The organism is Clostridium sp. Marseille-P7770 (genome assembly GCF_902143525.1).
In the GTDB taxonomy this organism is placed as follows: domain Bacteria; phylum Bacillota; class Clostridia; order Lachnospirales; family Lachnospiraceae; genus Pilosibacter.
Genome location: NZ_CABFVC010000002.1, coordinates 275229 through 292462 on the forward strand (window position 1 = coordinate 275229; position 17234 = coordinate 292462).

The following is a 17234-nucleotide window of genomic DNA, read 5'->3' on the forward strand; positions in this document are numbered from 1 at the left end:
GAAAAAGAGTCAGCCCTAGTCTTGTGAAAGGCCAGGGCTGGCTTTTTTGTTTTATAGAGAGTGTTCGTTCTTTCGGGATTGCTGCTGTTCGCGCCGTGCTTCTCGTTCTGTTCCCAGAATATTATCTACATTGGCGCATACAGTCTGGAGTTCCCTGTGGTAATCTTTGAAATAGTGGTATGTGTCATACTGCGCATCTTTCTGAATGGTGAGCTGCTCCTTTTCAGCCCGGAGGTCTTTCATGGTAGGAAACTTTCCATCTGGGGAGTGCTGCTTTAGAATGTGGATGGCTTCTTCATATTTGGCAATATCCTCTGCATGAGCCTGACGGAAAGATTTCTTATTGCTGGATTTCAAAAAATCACCATAGACTGATTTTGTAGAAAGATACTGTCCTAAATAACGAATCTGTTCGTTGACCTTTTTCAATTTGGCTTCGGTGAATTTAGCATCACTTCGAGCTTTCGCCATTTTGGATTGGATGGTGTCAGTGGTATCGGAGAGTTTTTCGTAAGAATCGTATCCATGTTCCTGCACATAAGCGACTGTCCGTGCCATCTGCTGCAAATTGGAAATCTTGACTTTCTGTGCATACGCGCGGCTCTGTTGCGCTTTTACACAGGTCTGCAAATCAACCACAAGGCGCAGATCGGACTTAATGAACAGAATGGCCAGGGGATCATCTGCCGCCAAATGAGGATTGTTCCGTTCTTTGTTCTGCGCATTTTCTGCAAAAATGCGGAGAAGCCTATCGCGGTCATAATTAGAACCGAGGGCGCGGGCAGAAATGAATTTCTGTCGGTCAGCAGGAAGATAGCTGAATCGTCCGCGATGGTCTTTTACTGAAATTCCGTATTCTGCTTTCAGCAATCTCTGAAATTCTTCAAAAGATGTGGCACGTTCCGCAATGTCAGAAATGGAATTGCGGATTTTTTCTTTGTTTGTTTCAAAGGTAGTGTGCATGGGGGTGATGCCATCGCCCAGAAGTTCCATGTTTGCAATGTCCAGATTCAACTGCCCGCGCCGCTGCGCATGGTACTCCTGCTGTGTGATTTTATCCACAGCAGGGGAGAGCAGATCGACCTGATGCAGTCCTTCGCGCTGGCAAATATCCATCAAGGTTTTTTGCAGGTGTTTCAAATAGTCTTTGGTAAGGTGGTGTTTATATCCAGCCTTGCAGTCGATTGGCCGTTCGGTGTAGGGCTGTGGCTCTATGTCAAATTTGCGTAGGCTGTTGATTATGATGTGGGTATGGATGTTGCCTGTTCCGTTATTGCCATCTGTATGGGTACAGACCAAAGCCTGATGCCCCGGAAAATTAGCTTTTGCGTATTCCAGCCCGATGGCCTGCGCACGTTCTCCTGTTAGATCATGGTCGGCGTTATCTCTGGGATCATGGCTGATAATGTAGTGGTGGCTTTTGATTTCGTCATAGGTGTTGTTCTTATGGTGCTGCTGGTTTAACAGTTCACATTCAAGGTCGAAGGTTTCGGGATTGCAGTTCAAACCGTCAAGATAAAATTCTTCCCGAAGCAGCATATTCCCGCTTTCATCCAGAACGGGAACCAGATGAAACTCATCGTGCTGGTATTTCAGATAGTCGATGGCACTCCCATAATTGGCATTTTTACTTGCGATGTGTTTTAGAATTGCCACGATACACACCTCCAAGCTGAACGATTTCCTGCCGCAGTTCACGAATTTCCGCAATGCACTTTTTTAGTTCTTCCAACATTCCACGCGATGCCAGACCGCCGCCGTGGAAATAACGGGCAATCTGGTTGAGATTGTTCCCGATGCCTGCGGCCTGCACCGTCAAATTCTGAATCTCTCCCAGATCGGCAACGATATTATAGTTGACTTCCAGCTTTTCGCGGAGAGCCTGTTTGCGTACAAAAGTACCAATCGGGTATCCAGCATCTTTAGCGTATCCGGCTACCAGCTCATATTCCAATTCTGTGAAACGGATGTAAACTCGTTTCCCCCTATGAAGCGATTCGTCTTTCTTTGGTCGAGCCATCGTATAATCCTCCTGCATTTTATAGTTGCAGAGCAACTCCCGATAAGCCGTAGGCGTTCGGCTGCGAACACATTCGTGTGGAGCCAGACAGCAAAAATCTGAGATTTTGTGCGTACCGTGGGAATGGGGAACGGAATCCCCATCAAGATTGCCAGCCGGGAAAAACCACGAAAGTGAGTTTTGAGCGGCTATGGGCGAATCTTGCGCTAAGAGAGAAAAGCCCCAGCGTTTTACCGAATTCCGCAGGCCCATCAATAAAGATGCTTCTATAAATATGAATCCGAAGCCCCGATGCAGGATACACTTTTTAAAATTTCCTGTAATTTTTTCAAACACTGTATCCCCCAATGGCTTTCTGAATTCATATTAGTAAAGGGGGATTGATTTCCATGAAGCAGAAAGAACGATTTGATGAAAAGCCTAAACAGGAACATACGGAGCCTGTGCATCACAGAAAAGCCGTCATCAAGGGCATTACCGTATATGAATCGTTTCGGTCAGAAGGCAGCGAACTGTGGGATTGTCTGTTGCAGAGCATGGGAAAGCACTGAACAAGAACTTTTTTTGAAATTCTGAAAAAATGTGCGCAGCAGCTTGATTTTTGCGCGGCAGCTTGGTAAAATACAGACGGGTTAAGTGAATAGTGCAATCAAAAGCCATTAACTTTCTGGATTTTACCATGCAATATGCGTGGAGACGGGAGGTTTAATGGCTTTGTTTTTTTACAAGGAAAAGAATAAAGACATACGGGCAGCGGCCTATCTGAGATTGTCCATCGAGGATGGCGACAAGGCTGAGAGCAACAGCATCGGCAATCAGAGAGAACTGATTCGAGATTTTGCTGCAGAACGGCCAGGACTGCATTTGGTCGAAGAGTACGCTGATGATGGCTACACAGGAACCAACTTTGAACGTCCGGGCTTTAAGCGGATGATGGAGGATATTAAATCTGGCAAAATCAACTGCATCATCGTCAAGGACTTATCCCGACTTGGCCGTAACTACATCGAGATGGGAAAGTATCTGGAACAGATTTTCCCGATGATGGGGATTCGCTTCATCGCTATCAATGACAACTATGACAATGCAAATTCCGAGAGCAGCGATTCGGACAGCATTGTGGTTCCGTTTAAGAATCTTCTGAACGATTCTTACTGCCGGGATATTTCCATTAAGGTGCGCAGCCAGTTGGACATGAAACGGCGCAAGGGTGAGTTCATTGGCGGCTATGCAATTTACGGCTACTGCAAAGACGAACGGAACAAAAACCGTCTGGTGGTAGACGAGTACGCAGCAGATATTGTTCGCTCTATCTACCGCAGAAAACTGGAAGGCATGAGCGCACAGGCGATTGCCGAACAGCTGAACAGTGAGAATGTGCTGGCCCCCAGCGAGTACAAACGGCTGTGCGGTTTGAATTACCATAGTGGGTTCAAAGCTGGCACTCATGCAAAGTGGCAGGCAATTCAGGTGCTTCGGATTCTGAAAAATGAAGTCTACACAGGGACGATGGTGCAAGGCAGGCGGCAGAAGATCAATTACAAAATCAAGAAGATTCGGGATGTGGAAGAATCCAGCTGGATCAGAGTTCCCAATATGCACGAAGCAATCATTCCGCAAAAGCTGTTCGATACGGTGCAGGAAGTTTTGAAGCTGGACACCTGCGCATCGAAAGGCCAGCAGACTGTAAATCTATTTTCGGGCATCGTTCGCTGCGGCGGCTGTGGACAGAACATGGTGCGGCGTACCGTATCAAAAAACGGAAAAAAATATATTTATCTGCACTGCGTCACAAACCACAACGGTCTGGGCTGTTCCTCGCATCTTATCAGCGAAAGTAAGTTGGAAGAAGTGGTGCTGGCCGCATTGCAGGGAAAAATCCGGCAGATCAGTGGACTGGAACATCGACTGGATGAAATCAACGAGATTCCCAAGAATGAACGCAGACTGAAATCTGTGGAAGAGCATCTGAAAATGCTGGAGCAGGAAGAACAAAAATATCAGACCTTGCGCCGCCAGCTTTATGAGGATATGAGCAATGGCATCGTCAGCCAGGAGGAGTACAAAGAGTTCAGCCATTCCTTTAATGAAAAGGTTGAAACTATCCGTAAGGCCAAAGCAGAAATGAACCGCCAGCGGGATTGCCTGAACAATCTGGATGTGGAACATCTGCCGTGGATCGAAGATTTCAAGTCCTACCAAAACCTGACGAGCCTGAACCGCCGCGTTCTGGTGGAACTGGTAGAGAACATCACCGTCTATGATAAGGAACACATTCATATCCAGTACCGTTTCGATCAGGAAATTCGCAATGTGCTGGAATATTGCAGTAGTGTTCCGCAGGCAGAAACGGAAGGAAATGCAGTATGAAGTGCGTAAGCTATACCCGGACGCTTCCATGGAAGAACCATCAAGGTGAACTGGCGATTGCCGAGCAGAATCAGCGTATTGCGGCATATCTGGCGGAACATAAAGAACTGGATTTGCTGAAAAAGTATTCTGACCGCAAGAACGATGAAAAGACGCGCACTGCGTTTGACCAAATGACCGATGATGGCGTAGAGCGAAAATTTGATTGCATTATTGTGGCATCCATGTACTACTGCGGGCCGGATTTCCCGGCGGCACGACAGGCAATCAAGGAAACGCTCTATGCGACGGGCATCGACCTGATCGTGCTGGAGGAGGGTTTGGACTCCAGAACAGCCAGCCGAAAAGAAGTCGAGGACTATTTTGAAGCAAAACGCTGTGAGATGCACGCAGAAATCATGTTTGCGTGGAGAAGGAAACAAGGCGCAGGATTCCGGTTGACAAGCTCTGTTCCATTTGGCTATATCCGCAGGAATGGCGAAAGCAACATGATAAAGGATGAAGAAGTTGCTCCTTATTTGAGCGAGGCTTTTTCCAGATATGCGTCCGGTCAGAAAATGCGTGACATTGCAAAGTGGTTAAATGAGCAGGGTGTTGAACCTCCAATGAGACACAAAAAGAGAATTTTGGGAAAGCCTTATGATGCAGAACCAGACCAGTGGACAACGGATATGTTGAGGTGCTTATTCCGAAACCCGACTTATACGGGTGCGGCGGCAAATGGAAGCCGCCAGATCATTGCGGAAAACTGCCACGAACCATACATAACCAAAGAACAGTTTCATGCGTTCCCGTGCAATATGCGCGAGGACGAAAACAAAATCTCCACTAGAAAAAGCTACAAAAAGCCGAATCCGCTGGCAAAGCACATTGTCTGCACCTGTGGACGCGCACTCTGCTGGCATAAGGATAAGAAAACGGAGGAAGAACTTTTCTATTGCCGTTACTGCCGCGCACACAAGGAAAACGGAAAGAATCTGAAAGTTCCGGCAGCTACCATTTATAAAAATGTGATGGATGCTCTGGAACTGGAACATCTGGAAGAAGAAAAGCTGACTGCAGCGATTCAGCAGGGAGCAGGCAGAAAAGCAATCGAGGTAGTCCGAGCTGAAAAGTCGGTGCAGATGAAGTCCGTTCTGGCCGAACTGAATATGGAACAGTTTCGCCGTGTGCCGCTGTATGAAAGTTATATGGCCGATGAAATCACCGAAGAACAATATCGTGCCGAACTGCTGGACTACGAAGAAGAACATCGGAGGCTGAATGAGCAGCTTACGGAAATTATGGAAGATACGCTGATATGGGAACGAGCATTAAGCTTGCGCAATCCGTGGATTCAGCAGATGGCACAGTATAAGACCCCGGAAGAACTTGACCGCAATTTTGTCAAAAAGTACATCGAGCAGGTCACAGTTACATTACTGGGCGATGATCAGGCAGAAATAAGTCTGACCATGAAAACGGATGAATGGAAAAAGATGCTTGGCCGGATAGAGATGGAGGACACAGACGATGGCAAGAAAGAGTAGAAAAAATCTTCCGCAGCAGGAACAGGCGGCAGTTTCTGCGCTGCTCCCGGAACTGGAAGAAGCAAAGATGCCAGCGGCAATCTATGGGCGGCTCTCTGTTGAGGATGAAGAAAAAGAAGAAAGTATGGAAACGCAGATCGCGTTGGTGCAGGATTATATCAATCGCAGCAGTGAACTGAGTTATGTGGACACCTACTTCGACAATGGTTTTACGGGAACGAATTTTAAGCGGCCTGCATTTACCCGCCTGATGAACGATGTGCGGCAGAAGAAAATCAAGTGCATTGTGGTGAAAGACCTTTCGCGCTTTGGTCGTAACTATTTGGAAGCGGGGTATTATATCGAAACAGTGTTCCCGTTTCTGGGGGTCCGGCTGATTGCAGTTACCGACAACTTTGACAGTACGCGCAAAGAGGACATGGAAAGTCTGGCTCTCCCGATTCGGAATATGGTCAACGCAATGTACGCGAAAGACATATCCAAAAAGATATGGACTTCTTTGCAGCGCAAGAAAGAAGAAGGCTATGCAGTCGGAAACGATGCCCCGTATGGCTATATTCGGAACCCCGTGACGAAGCGTAATGAAATTGATCCGGAAGCTGCATTTTATGTGCAGTTGATTTTCCAGTGGGAACTGATGGGTGTGCCTATTTTTGAAATTGCTCGACGAATGACATTGCTGCAGGTTCCGACTCCACGGGAGTGGCATAGAAAAATGGTTGAGGGGAAAGAAGTTCTTACCTATAAAAAGTGGGGCGTAACCACAATCCGGCACATTCTGGAAAATCAAACCTATGTGGGCGATACCATCAACAACAAAAGTACACAGAAGTTATTCGCAGGACAGGACAAGCACGACCTTCCCAAAGAACAGTGGTATGTGGCAAAGAACACACATCCGGCCATTATCGCAAGGGATGATTTTGAAAAGGTGCAAAAAATCTTGAACAAGAATCGAAAGGTATTCCATACCGTAAGAGCAAAGTCGGAGCAGATTCGCAGTGAGTACCAGAACGACCTTGCAGGAATGGTGTTTTGCGCAGACTGCGGCAGACCGATGGAGTTTGAACGACTGCCGCATGGAGCAGAAGAAAGTAAAAAGGTCTGCTATTACATCTGCAAGGCAAGACAGGCTGACGATAAGTGCATCGGCCACCAGATTCCGGAAAAACTGCTGAAAGCACTGATAATGGATCAGCTGCATTTGTTCATTGTCCAGCTGAGCGATAAACGGAAGGTGCTGGAAGAATTGCAGAAAATCGAGGATGTGCAGAATCCCGTCTACCGGGCGAAGGGTGAAATTATGAGCCTGACAGATAAAGTCAGCCAGATGGCCAAGAAGCGGGAACAGCTTTATGCGGACTATGTGGCTGGTGTGGTGGATTCCGAAGATTACCAACTGATTCGGGAGGATTATTCCAGACAATACGATAGCCTGCGAACTGCGCTGCAGGAAGCAGAGAACAAAAAAGTGCAGGTAGAACAGCAAATCGAAGAATATCTGAATATGGCTTCTCATTTGGAAGAACATCTGGACAACTTTGAATTTGATATTCAGTTGGTAAAATCCCTTGTGCATAGAATCGAAGTGAGCGCAGACAAGCGGATTCGGATCATTTTCGGATTTCGGGATGTGTTTGCAGAGGTAGAAAAGGAGAGTGCAGAAAAATGATTGCAGCGTATCAGCGCATTTCAAGGGCTGATGGCGACCTGGGTAAAGACGGCAAGGATAAGAGCAACAGCATTGAAAACCAGAAAGAACTGATCCAGCGGTATATTGCCTGCAAAGAAAGTCTGCAAAATGTGCCTGTGATGGATTTTGTAGATGATGGCTACACAGGCAGCAATTTTGACAGACCGGGATTCCAGCAGATGATGGATGGTGTACGCAATGGCAAGATTGATACCATCATTGTAAAAGACCTCTCTCGCTTTGGTCGTGATTATATCGGCGTGGGTGAGTATATGGAACAGATTTTTCCTTTGCTGGGGGTAAGGCTCATTGCCATCAATGACAACTATGATAGCAATAATTATAAAGGTACAACGCTGGGTATGGATGTGGTGGTCAGCAATCTGGTGAACACGATGTACTGCCGGGACGCAGGGAAGAAGCTGCGGACTGCCAATCAGGTCAAGTGGCGAAAAGGCATTACAACGGCATCCGCTGCACCGTTCGGCTATCAGTTCGATCCGGACAAAAAGGGCGCATTTATCATCGACCCACCTGCGGCAAAAATCGTGCGGCGTATTTTCGACCTTGCGATTCTGGGGTTAGGTACAAGAGAGATAGCGATGATGCTCAATGACGAAAATATTCCTGTGCCGAGCGTATATAACAAAGAAAATAAAGCGTATGGCAAAGAAACAACCTATACCATTGCCCCAGTGATTCTTTGGGATAGCTCTCGCGTTTGGAAAATCCTCACGGCGTATGTGTACACCGGGGCGATGGTTTTGGGCAAAACCAAAACGCTGATTTCTGGCAAAAGCATTGTCAGAACGGTTCCCAAAGGACAGCAGTTTATTACGGAGGGAACCCATGAAGCAATCGTAAGTCGTGAAGAATTTGAAAAAGCGCAGCTTGTCATAAAGAGCAACAGCCATAAAGTGCTGATGGGCAGCGTGGACTTTCCATTGAAAGGTAAAGTTCGCTGCGGAAATTGCAGGCGAGTGATGGCGCACAATTTCAAACAGGTTGTGCCGACATTTTGGTGCAGAGAGGGCTTGGAACTGGTTGGGCAGACCCAATGCACATCTGAGATATTTCAGGTCAGTGATATTGAAAGTGCCGTCTTTCAGGCACTGAAAAAGGAACTCTCTCTGCTGGATTCCCTCTATGGTGATATTCAAAAAGAAGAACAGGATTTGAAAGAGGCTAGCAAAAAGGCAAGCCGCCGAAAAACTCTTATGGAGCAGGAATTAAAAAATCTAAAGGGAGAGAAGATGCGGATGTATGAAGAATATGCGGCAGGAACACTCCCGTTGGATACCTACAAGCAGAAAAAGCAGGAGTGTGATAGACGAATTTCAGAGGTAGAAGAAAAAATAGAACTGGAAAAAGGAGTGGAATCCACTCGGAGTGCTGTGCCGGGAACTGTGCGTGCAGCGGCAGAGCAGGCAGAGAATTTCCTGCACAGTACGAGGCTCACGGCAGGGATGGTGTCGGCCTTTATTGAAAATGTCTTTGTGCATGATGGAGGGCGCATTGTGGTACGGTTCAAATACGAGCAGAGCATACAGGATACTGTAAAGGCACTGCATACAGGCTGAATTTGAGACAGGACTGGGTTGCCCATGTTGGAACATCAAAGAGTGTGTTATAACATGGGCAACGGACCAGTCGGAAAGAGGACACTATGAAAGCGATTCGATGGCTGTTAAAATTGATGTTGGTGATGATAACCCTGCCGCTGATCCTTGCTGTATGGCTGGCAAAGTGGTTTGTGGTATTCCTGCATCATTGTTCGGCATGGATTTTCTATCTGCTGGGCAGTGTGCTATTGGCAACGGCGATTCTTTCGTACCTCATGCAGCAGTCGCAAGGGATGAAAGCACTTCAAATGCTGATCGGCGGATTTGTGATTTTTATGATACCGCAGGTGGTCGGCAGTGTGGTAGTACTTCTGGAACTGGCGGCAGTAATGCTTCGGCAGGTATGGTACATATAAGACGCCCGACCAGGATAGCCTGTCTTTGGAACTGCTTGAATAAAAGCAACGCCCTCATAGTTGAGAGGATTTGTATCTTCTCGACTATGAGGGTGTTTCATTCCACAGGAATGTGATAGTTATAGAGTGAATGTTTCTGCCTATATATAATGGAATGCCGCCACAGCCACCGACTATACGGTACTATGACGGCATTATTTTTTATCGTCTGGAATGAATTGCACCACATCATTGGGAGTACAATCAAGCATCAGACAAATTTTTTCCAATGTGGATAGTGTAATATTCCGATTTTTTTTCAGGGTGTCCAGCGTTTTGTTGTCCAAGCCGTTTTTGAGAAGCTGGTACTGTGTTACCTGCTTGCGGCGCATAGTTTCCCACAGAGGAGTAAAATCAATCAATGCTGTCACCACTTTTGCTTGTAAAAAATCGTTCTTTACGTTTCATTATACGGGTTGGGTATGCAAATGGATATTGTGGAGATACCCACAATGCGGTATAATAAGTAAGATAGAGAGTCTGCAAATAGTGTTTGCCCATGTTATGACATTAATGATAATGCTATAACATGGGCAACTTTGTAATAGGAAGAAAAAGTGAAAGGAGGGGGAATGTGGCAAGCGATAGTCATGCTAAAAGGCCGATTGTGGTAGAACGGCGTAAGGAAAAGGGAAGAAAAAAGACACCTCGCCTGACAAAGACCTATGATGTAAAAATTATTCCTGCAACAGTGGGTGTCGTGGCGGAAACAGAAGAACCACCTAAAAAGCGTGTCGCTGCATACTGTCGTGTCAGCACAGACCAGGAGGCGCAGGAAACCAGTCTGGAAGAGCAAATGGCACATTTCAACACTGTTATAGCGGAGCATCCAGACTGGGAGCTGGCAGGCATTTATGCGGATGAGGGAATCTCTGGTACACAAGTTAAGCATCGAGTGCAGTTTCAGCAGATGATAGAGGATGCAAAGGCTAAGAAAATTGATCTGATTCTTACGAAGTCTATCAGCCGTTTTGCTCGTAATGTGGTGGACTGCCTGACTAATATTCGATTGCTGCGGAATCTCCGGCCACCGGTCAGTGTGTATTTTGACAAGGAACGCTTGGATAGTCTGGATGAAAAGGCAGAAGTATTTCTGACGATGCTGGCTTCTTTCGCACAGGAGGAATCCCGAAGCATCTCCACTAATATCAAGTGGGCAACTCGAAGCCGGATGAAAGCCGGAACGCAAAAAATCAGTACGACGAGTCTGCTGGGCTATGATACGGACGATGATGGCGAAATGGTGATCGTTACCAACGAAGCTGAAATTGTTCGTACCATCTATATGAGCTTTGATAAAGGAATGCACCCAGCAGAAATTGCAGAAAAGCTCAATGCGTTGGAAATCAGAACGATCAAAAATAACCCGTGGACGGGTGAATCGGTCAAGAATATCCTGCGGAATGAAAAATACTGCGGCGACGTTCTGATGCAGAAAACCTATACGGTAGATTGTTTGACCCACAAGACAAAGAAAAACGAAGGCGAGGTGGAGCAGTATTTTATACCAGACCATCACCCCGCAATCGTAGAGCGAGAGGTCTGGGATAAGGCACAGGTAAGGCTGGAACAGATTGCAGGCAAGCGGAGGCGCATTCGCCCCAAGCAGCAAAGGCTGATTCCATTACGAAAGGGAGTGCTGTTAGGATTCGTCCCCATCAGACCTACATGGAAGGCTGTTTCCTTCAAGCGATTGGAAACGGCAACAGAAAAGGTGATGGCACTGGCTGATGCAAAGCCAGTGCAGGTACACATAGAATATGAAAGCGAGGAATGTGAAATGGAAATTTTGAAAGGATTTGAAGTAATCAATCTAAAGCAACCGAAAGGCGAGTCTGTTATGACGGTGACTTCAAACAGCCTGAAATTCAATAAGGCAACAGCTGTAGAGTTGAACTACGCGCCTTACATCAAGGTGCTGCTCAACGCAAAGACCAGGCAGATTGCGATTCAGCCTTGTTCAGAAAAAGACCCGAATGCGATTAAGTTCAGTAATGAGGAAAGCAAGCAGACGTATGCGATCAGCATTAAGGTGCCGGCTATCCAGGTGGAGTTTCGGAGAATGCTGCCTTTCGAGGATGAAAACGGTGGTAAACTTAGTTATACCTTGAATGGAACTTTGTACCCGGATGAGCAAGTTGTCATTTATGATATTGGAGATGTGAAACCGGAAGCAGAAAAGAAACGCCGGGGCAGAAGAAAAAAATCTGAAATTGAAGCAGAACAAAAAGAAGACTAAAAATAATATTTGAAGATTTGGTAGTGGCTCCCACTTGTGATTCAAAGGAAACTTTGAGTTGCAGGTGGGAGCTTTTTTATTGTGAAAAAGGCTATCTTCCTGACAAACCAGATGAATCTTTGCCGGACTTTTAACGAATGTTTATTTTTTAACAAAGAACATGATGGAGATGGAAAAGTGTATCGCTTGCTCGAAAATTAAAAATCTTAGTCTTTTTTAACAAAAATCTCATGGCATTTTTGACACCTATCTTTTCGGGCTGTTGATGGCATGTTGGGTCGGATTTCTGCTTTTGATGGAAAAACCAGAGATAAGCAGGATTTTTGGAAAAGATTGATATGGAATCCTGTAAAGATATGGCGCAGCACGGAAAAAGATTAAATGCGGATTCCTATAAGATTGAAAAAGGTAAAGGACCTAGATCATCAGCGGTAAAAATGAAGATTAGGGCAAAAAAATAGACCGCCAAAGTGAAAAATGGCGGAATATCAAGGAAAATCAAGGGCTTGCTGCAGTATTGGGGAGGAGTTCTTAAAAAGAAATTTGTGAAATTTGTTGTCCAAGACTTGACATCGGGCGGTATAGACTGGCAACGGGAAAAATGGAAGTCAGGATTTGGCTCTAAATTCATCCGGCAGGGTGAAAAGAATGCTGTAAAGTATATTAGTAGTGATGAAGTAACGGGAGAACCATTGGAAGGAAATGGAGATTTTCATCATAAAAATAAAAAGACAATTTATACGGATCCCGTGCAAAGATTAAATCCGAATAAAGGGATATTGGTTAATAAGCAAACTCATAGGGATATTCACAAAAATAATATAAATAATGAAGAAGATTTAAATAAATATATTAAGGAAAGGCGAGAAAGCAAATAGTGTAGGGGGTGTATCAGCCCCTTTCGTTAAATAATGCACACCCCCGTCAGTAGTCTGCCCCCCTTAACTGACTACGATTTGACTACTACACATTGCCTTGAATTGCACCATTTTGAAGTAGTTTGCAAAAAGTGTAGTAATTAACAAGAAAAATACAATGCTCGAAAAAGCCGATAAAACCTTGCAAAACTCGGCATTTTAGGATAGGAGAATTTTATGATTAGAGTACTTTTCATCTGCCACTATATTAAATAATAAATGAAGGGGCAGGAAACCGGAAAGGGAATCCTGCCTTTTTTCATTTACCGTCCACCCGTATTCCAGAGAATATCATGATTGATGGTCTCATAAAACATTTCCCGCACCTTATCATGATCTTTCGTCTGGCCGAGGATCCACATGAGCTTGGTGACGGTGGCTTCCAGGGTCATATCGTAGGATTCGATGAGACCGAAGGCGTTTTTGATCTTCTGGCCGACTTCGTAGACAGACATGTTGCTGCCTTCCTGAGTTACCTGAGTGGTCATTACGACGGTTTTTCCCATGGAGATCCATTTTTCGATGGAGCTATAGAAATCGCCGGATTCATAGGACGGAAGTCCGCCGACGCCGAAGGATTCGATGACGACTGCGTCGTAATGCTCTGCCATATAGTCGAGGAGGCTGGAGTCCATGGACGGGATCAGCTTTAAGAGGCTGACCTGGCTGTCCATCTCGTGGTAGAAGCGGACGCTCTCGCGGTCCTGCCATTTATCGTCGATATAGTATAAAATGTGCTCGTCCTGGATCACAGCGAGATACGGGAAATTGATGCTGGAGAACGCGTTGTAGCTCTTGCTGCGCTCTTTCTTTCCGCGGGTTCCGGCGATCACTTTTCCGTCAAATACGATCGTAACGCCGTGAGCACGGTCGGAAGCGGCAAATCGCAGGCTGTCTAAAAGGTTGGTCCTCGCATCCGTCACATCAAGGTCGATGGGCTTCTGGGCTCCTGTGATGACGATCGGCTTGCTGGAGTGCTGGACGAGATAGGACATGGCGGCGGCTGTGTAGGCCATCGTGTCCGTTCCATGGCAGATCACAAAGCCGTCGTAATTGTCGTAATTCTCTTCCAGAACCTGAGCCAGTTTCAGCCAGTGTTTCGGATGCATGTTTGTGCTGTCGATGTTTAAGACCTGCACAGTCTCCACCTCACAGAATTTTTTTGCGTCCGGTACATAAGACAACAGTTCATCGCCGGTGAGGAGCGGTGTCAGACCGTTTTCTCCTCTCTTGCAGGCAATCGTTCCCCCTGTTCCGAGCAGCAGAAGGTGTTTCATGATTTTAAAATCCCCTTTCGTTTGCAATCATCTCACATATGGTTTATAGTATAACATAGGAGGCTTCAGAAAGTAAAGACGGCGGATGGTTTGGAAAGAAAGAATCATCCGGGAAAGGGGAGAGATGGTGAATATACCGAAAGATCCGGTCATGCTGTTAAGCTATATCAACACGCAGTTGCGGGACAATTACCCGGACATGGACGAGTTGTGCAGGTCGCTTTGTCTAGACAGGAAAGACGTGGATGAAAAACTCGCGTCGATCGATTATGAGTACGATCCGGAAAAAAATCAGTATGTATAGAGTAAGCGGCCGATCCTGGCTTTCCAGGGCATGAGCCGCAGAAAAATAAAAGTGGAAAAAAGCACCGTGGAAAAGGCTGCATAGTGGATCAGAGAATCACAGATACTGGTTTCATGAACAGATGGAAGCAGAAAAACAGAAATCAGAAAATTGCAGTAAAAAAAAGCTTCGGCGGCGGATGGAGACAATGGGTCAGGAATTTTATGCTCTGCGGTCTGACGGGATGGGGACTTGAGATCCTTTTGACTTCCGTGGAAGGCTTTGCGGCTGGAGATATGAAATTCATGGGAAAGACATCAATATACATGTTCCCGATATATGGAATGGGAATCCTTTTGGGGCCCATCGGGAAATGGGTGGACAGCTGGATCGGAGACCGGGGACAGATCGCGGTAAAGGACAGGATCTTCCGACATGGGATCCTGGACATGGTCCTGATCTTTTTCGCAGAATACCTCACGGGAACATTCTTGAAAAGCCTTGGGATATGTCCATGGGATTACACAGGGCGGATGTTGAATGTCGACGGCGTGATCCGGCTGGATTTTGCCCCGTTCTGGTTCATGACAGGACTTCTCTTTGAATATCTGACAGGAGGAAAAGAGGAGATCTTTTCCAGAGATCCGGCAGCAGGAGAGTCAATGTTTAGACAGATTTGAACTGGATTTTAGATGGATTCGAGGTGTATTTGAGTTGCAAATAAGAGGTTTATTTAATATAATATAAGTCATGGACCTCATCACTGTAACTCTTTAAAGTGTATGAAAGGTAACTGTTCAATAGGCCGGCACACCTGTTGTGCTGACCGTAAGAGAGCACCTTTACTGTTAAAGAAAATATGGGAGGTTTGTTACTTATGATAAGATTATTACTTGTCCTGTTCACACTGGTGGGATTCCTGATCTTCAGCTATCCGTTCCTTGTGGCACAGGTATCACTTGGGAAAAAGGATCCCCACGCGCGGGATCTGGAGACGATCAAAATGGTACGTTCCGTGTTCGGCCTGCTTTTAAAGCTTGCAGGCGTGACCGTGACGGTGAAGGGCGCGGAAAATATACCGGAAGACACGGCAGTCCTCTATGTTGGAAACCACAGAAGCTACTTTGATATTCTTGCCGGCTATACGACCGTACCGACGCTGCTCGGATTTGTGGCAAAGAAGGAGATGGAAAAGATCCCGATCTTACGCACCTGGATGGTGAACGTGAACTGCCTATTCTTAGACAGAAAGAACATCAAAGAAGGATTAAAGACGATCCTTCAGGGGATCGAGAAGGTGAAAAACGGTATCTCCATCTGGATCTTCCCGGAAGGAACGAGAAATACGAACGACGATATCACGGAGCTTCTCCCGTTTAAAGAGGGAAGCCTGAAGATCGCGGAGAAATCCGGCTGTCCGGTGATCCCGGTGGCGATGACAGGTACTGCGGAAGTCCTGGAAAAGCATTTTCCGTTCATCACTCCGTCCCATATCACCGTTTATTACGGAAAACCGATCAATATTAAAGAGCTGGATCCGGAAGACAGGAAACATCCGGGTGCATATACGAGAAATGTGCTAATCGGGATGCTGAAGGAGATGCAGGAAGAAAAGTGATAAAAGCCCATACCGGTCGATCATTTCGGAAATTCCGGAAGAAAAAGAGCGGATCACGTTCAAGGAAAGAAAGGGTCCGCGTGCTGTAAAATGGCAGAAAGCAGAGGCAATAGAAATACATGAAGAATCTTGACTTAAAAGAATGCAGGGACAAGCTGGACGTGATCGATAAAGAGATCGTCCGCCTGTTTGAAGAGCGCATGTCCGTCTGCGGAGATGTTGCAGAATATAAGATCGGAACGGGAAAAGCCGTTTATGATGCGACGAGAGAGGCGCAGAAGATCGCGGCAGTCCAGGATCTGGCGCACAGCGATTTTAACAGAGAGGCAGTGAAGGAGATCTTCTCCCAGCTTATGTCGATCAGCCGCCGGTATCAGTATGGTCTGTTATCCACCCATGGAATGGGAATGGATACTGGTTTTTCCGAGGTAGAAGAGATCGCCAAAAAAGGAAAACGGATCGTATTCCAGGGCGTTGAGGGCGCATACAGCCATGCAGCGGCCAAAGCATACTTTGGTGAGGATGCGGATCTCTACCATGTTCCGGAATTTGAGGATACCATGAAGGAGGTCGAGGAAGGACGCGCCGATTACGCGGTACTCCCGATCGAAAATTCCACGGCCGGTTTCGTGATCAACAATTATGACCTGCTCTTAAAATATAAGAATTACATAGTAGGCGAGATCTATGTTCCGGTTGCCCACATGCTTCTCGGCGTTCCGGGTGCAAAGCTCTCCGATATCAAGACGGTCTATTCCCACGCCCAGGCGCTGGCCCAGAGCTCTGATTTCCTCTCTGCCCATAAGGAATGGAAACAGATCGCAGTTTTAAACACAGCCGTTGCCGCGAAGAAGGTCATGGAGGAGCAGGACCCGTCCCAGGCAGCTGTTGCGAGCCGCACTGCGGGGGAACTCTACGGAATGGAGGTTCTTGCGGAGGAGGTCAATAACGTAAAGGGAAATACGACACGTTTCCTGATCCTCGGGAAAGAGCCGGTCTACGCAAAGAAAGCCGGAAAGATCAGTGTGGCGTTTGAGATCCCGCACAAGAGCGGATCTCTTTACAACATTCTCGGAAACTTCATCTTCAACAATGTCAATATGATGATGATCGAGTCCAGACCGATCCCGGAGAAGAGCTTTGAATATCGTTTCTTTGTGGATTTTGAAGGAAACTTAAGCGACGCGGGAGTCCGCAACGCCCTGACGGGGATCGCGGCGGAAGCTTCTGTCATGAGAATTTTAGGAAATTATTGATGAAAGACGGTCCGG

General features: G+C 46.4%; 17 protein-coding genes. 13 read left to right on the forward strand and 4 right to left on the reverse strand.

Annotated elements, in window-relative coordinates; translation table 11 throughout:
- Positions 1–51: 51 nt before the first annotated feature.
- Entirely contained in the window at positions 52–1656 is a 1605-nt protein-coding gene (locus FN001_RS05050) for a relaxase/mobilization nuclease domain-containing protein (RefSeq protein ID WP_142411027.1), read from the reverse strand.
- Positions 1628–2356, reverse strand: a complete 729-nt coding sequence (locus FN001_RS05055; RefSeq protein WP_142411028.1) for a plasmid mobilization protein — start codon at positions 2354–2356, stop codon at positions 1628–1630. Before FN001_RS05055 ends, FN001_RS05050 begins: the two co-directional genes overlap by 29 nt.
- 53 nt (positions 2357–2409) lie before the next feature.
- Here FN001_RS05055 and FN001_RS18000 point away from each other — a divergent pair, with 53 nt between their 5' ends.
- The 6 genes from FN001_RS18000 to FN001_RS05080 all read left to right on the forward strand — a co-directional run bounded on the left by FN001_RS18000 (position 2410) and on the right by FN001_RS05080 (position 9590).
- On the forward strand, positions 2410–2571 hold the full coding sequence (locus tag FN001_RS18000) for a hypothetical protein (RefSeq protein ID WP_185911842.1): 162 nt from the start codon (positions 2410–2412) through the stop codon (positions 2569–2571).
- Between the two features lie 157 nt (positions 2572–2728).
- Positions 2729–4390: a recombinase family protein gene (locus FN001_RS05060; RefSeq protein ID WP_142411029.1), complete on the forward strand. Its 1662-nt coding sequence runs from the start codon at positions 2729–2731 to the stop codon at positions 4388–4390.
- On the forward strand, positions 4387–5919 hold the full coding sequence (locus FN001_RS05065; RefSeq protein ID WP_142411030.1) for a recombinase family protein: 1533 nt from the start codon (positions 4387–4389) through the stop codon (positions 5917–5919). Before FN001_RS05060 ends, FN001_RS05065 begins: the two co-directional genes overlap by 4 nt.
- On the forward strand, positions 5903–7591 hold the full coding sequence (locus FN001_RS05070; RefSeq protein WP_142411031.1) for a recombinase family protein: 1689 nt from the start codon (positions 5903–5905) through the stop codon (positions 7589–7591). The genes FN001_RS05065 and FN001_RS05070 overlap by 17 nt, the downstream gene beginning before the upstream one ends.
- Positions 7588–9192: a recombinase family protein gene (locus tag FN001_RS05075; protein WP_142411032.1), complete on the forward strand. Its 1605-nt coding sequence runs from the start codon at positions 7588–7590 to the stop codon at positions 9190–9192. Before FN001_RS05070 ends, FN001_RS05075 begins: the two co-directional genes overlap by 4 nt.
- An 86-nt stretch (positions 9193–9278) precedes the next feature.
- Positions 9279–9590 (forward strand): hypothetical protein, encoded by a 312-nt coding sequence (locus tag FN001_RS05080; protein WP_142411033.1) that lies wholly within the window; start codon positions 9279–9281, stop codon positions 9588–9590.
- Between the two features lie 194 nt (positions 9591–9784).
- Here the strand turns inward: FN001_RS05080 and FN001_RS05085 are convergent, their stop codons facing one another.
- Complete coding sequence (locus FN001_RS05085) at positions 9785–9961, reverse strand: helix-turn-helix domain-containing protein (protein ID WP_185911857.1); 177 nt, start codon at positions 9959–9961, stop codon at positions 9785–9787.
- A gap of 242 nt (positions 9962–10203) precedes the next feature.
- Between FN001_RS05085 and FN001_RS05090 the strand changes: the two genes are divergently transcribed.
- The 3 genes from FN001_RS05090 to FN001_RS18380 all read left to right on the forward strand — a co-directional run bounded on the left by FN001_RS05090 (position 10204) and on the right by FN001_RS18380 (position 12746).
- Positions 10204–11868, forward strand: coding sequence for a recombinase family protein (locus FN001_RS05090; protein WP_185911843.1), 1665 nt, complete (start codon positions 10204–10206; stop codon positions 11866–11868).
- A 323-nt stretch (positions 11869–12191) separates the two neighbouring features.
- Positions 12192–12329 (forward strand): hypothetical protein, encoded by a 138-nt coding sequence (locus FN001_RS18005; protein ID WP_185911844.1) that lies wholly within the window; start codon positions 12192–12194, stop codon positions 12327–12329.
- 45 nt (positions 12330–12374) lie between these two features.
- Positions 12375–12746, forward strand: a complete 372-nt coding sequence (locus tag FN001_RS18380; protein ID WP_142411035.1) for a hypothetical protein — start codon at positions 12375–12377, stop codon at positions 12744–12746.
- Between the two features lie 302 nt (positions 12747–13048).
- On the opposite strand, the gene FN001_RS05100 is transcribed toward FN001_RS18380, so the two are convergent.
- Positions 13049–14062 (reverse strand): asparaginase, encoded by a 1014-nt coding sequence (locus FN001_RS05100; protein ID WP_142411036.1) that lies wholly within the window; start codon positions 14060–14062, stop codon positions 13049–13051.
- Between the two features lie 124 nt (positions 14063–14186).
- Here FN001_RS05100 and FN001_RS05105 point away from each other — a divergent pair, with 124 nt between their 5' ends.
- From FN001_RS05105 to pheA, 4 genes are all read left to right on the forward strand, one after another.
- Positions 14187–14366, forward strand: a complete 180-nt coding sequence (locus FN001_RS05105) for a DUF4250 domain-containing protein (protein WP_117503544.1) — start codon at positions 14187–14189, stop codon at positions 14364–14366.
- Positions 14367–14449: 83 nt separating this feature from the next.
- The gene (locus FN001_RS05110) at positions 14450–15025 is read left to right on the forward strand and encodes a putative ABC transporter permease (protein ID WP_486463480.1); all 576 of its coding nucleotides are present in this window, start codon (positions 14450–14452) and stop codon (positions 15023–15025) included.
- A gap of 197 nt (positions 15026–15222) precedes the next feature.
- Positions 15223–15963 carry a lysophospholipid acyltransferase family protein gene (locus FN001_RS05115; RefSeq protein WP_142411037.1) on the forward strand — a complete coding sequence of 247 codons (741 nt, stop codon included), beginning with the start codon at positions 15223–15225 and terminating at the stop codon, positions 15961–15963.
- Between the two features lie 119 nt (positions 15964–16082).
- A complete protein-coding gene (pheA, locus tag FN001_RS05120; RefSeq protein WP_142411038.1) occupies positions 16083–17219 on the forward strand; it encodes a prephenate dehydratase in 1137 nt (378 codons plus the stop codon).
- Positions 17220–17234: the final 15 nt, after the last annotated feature.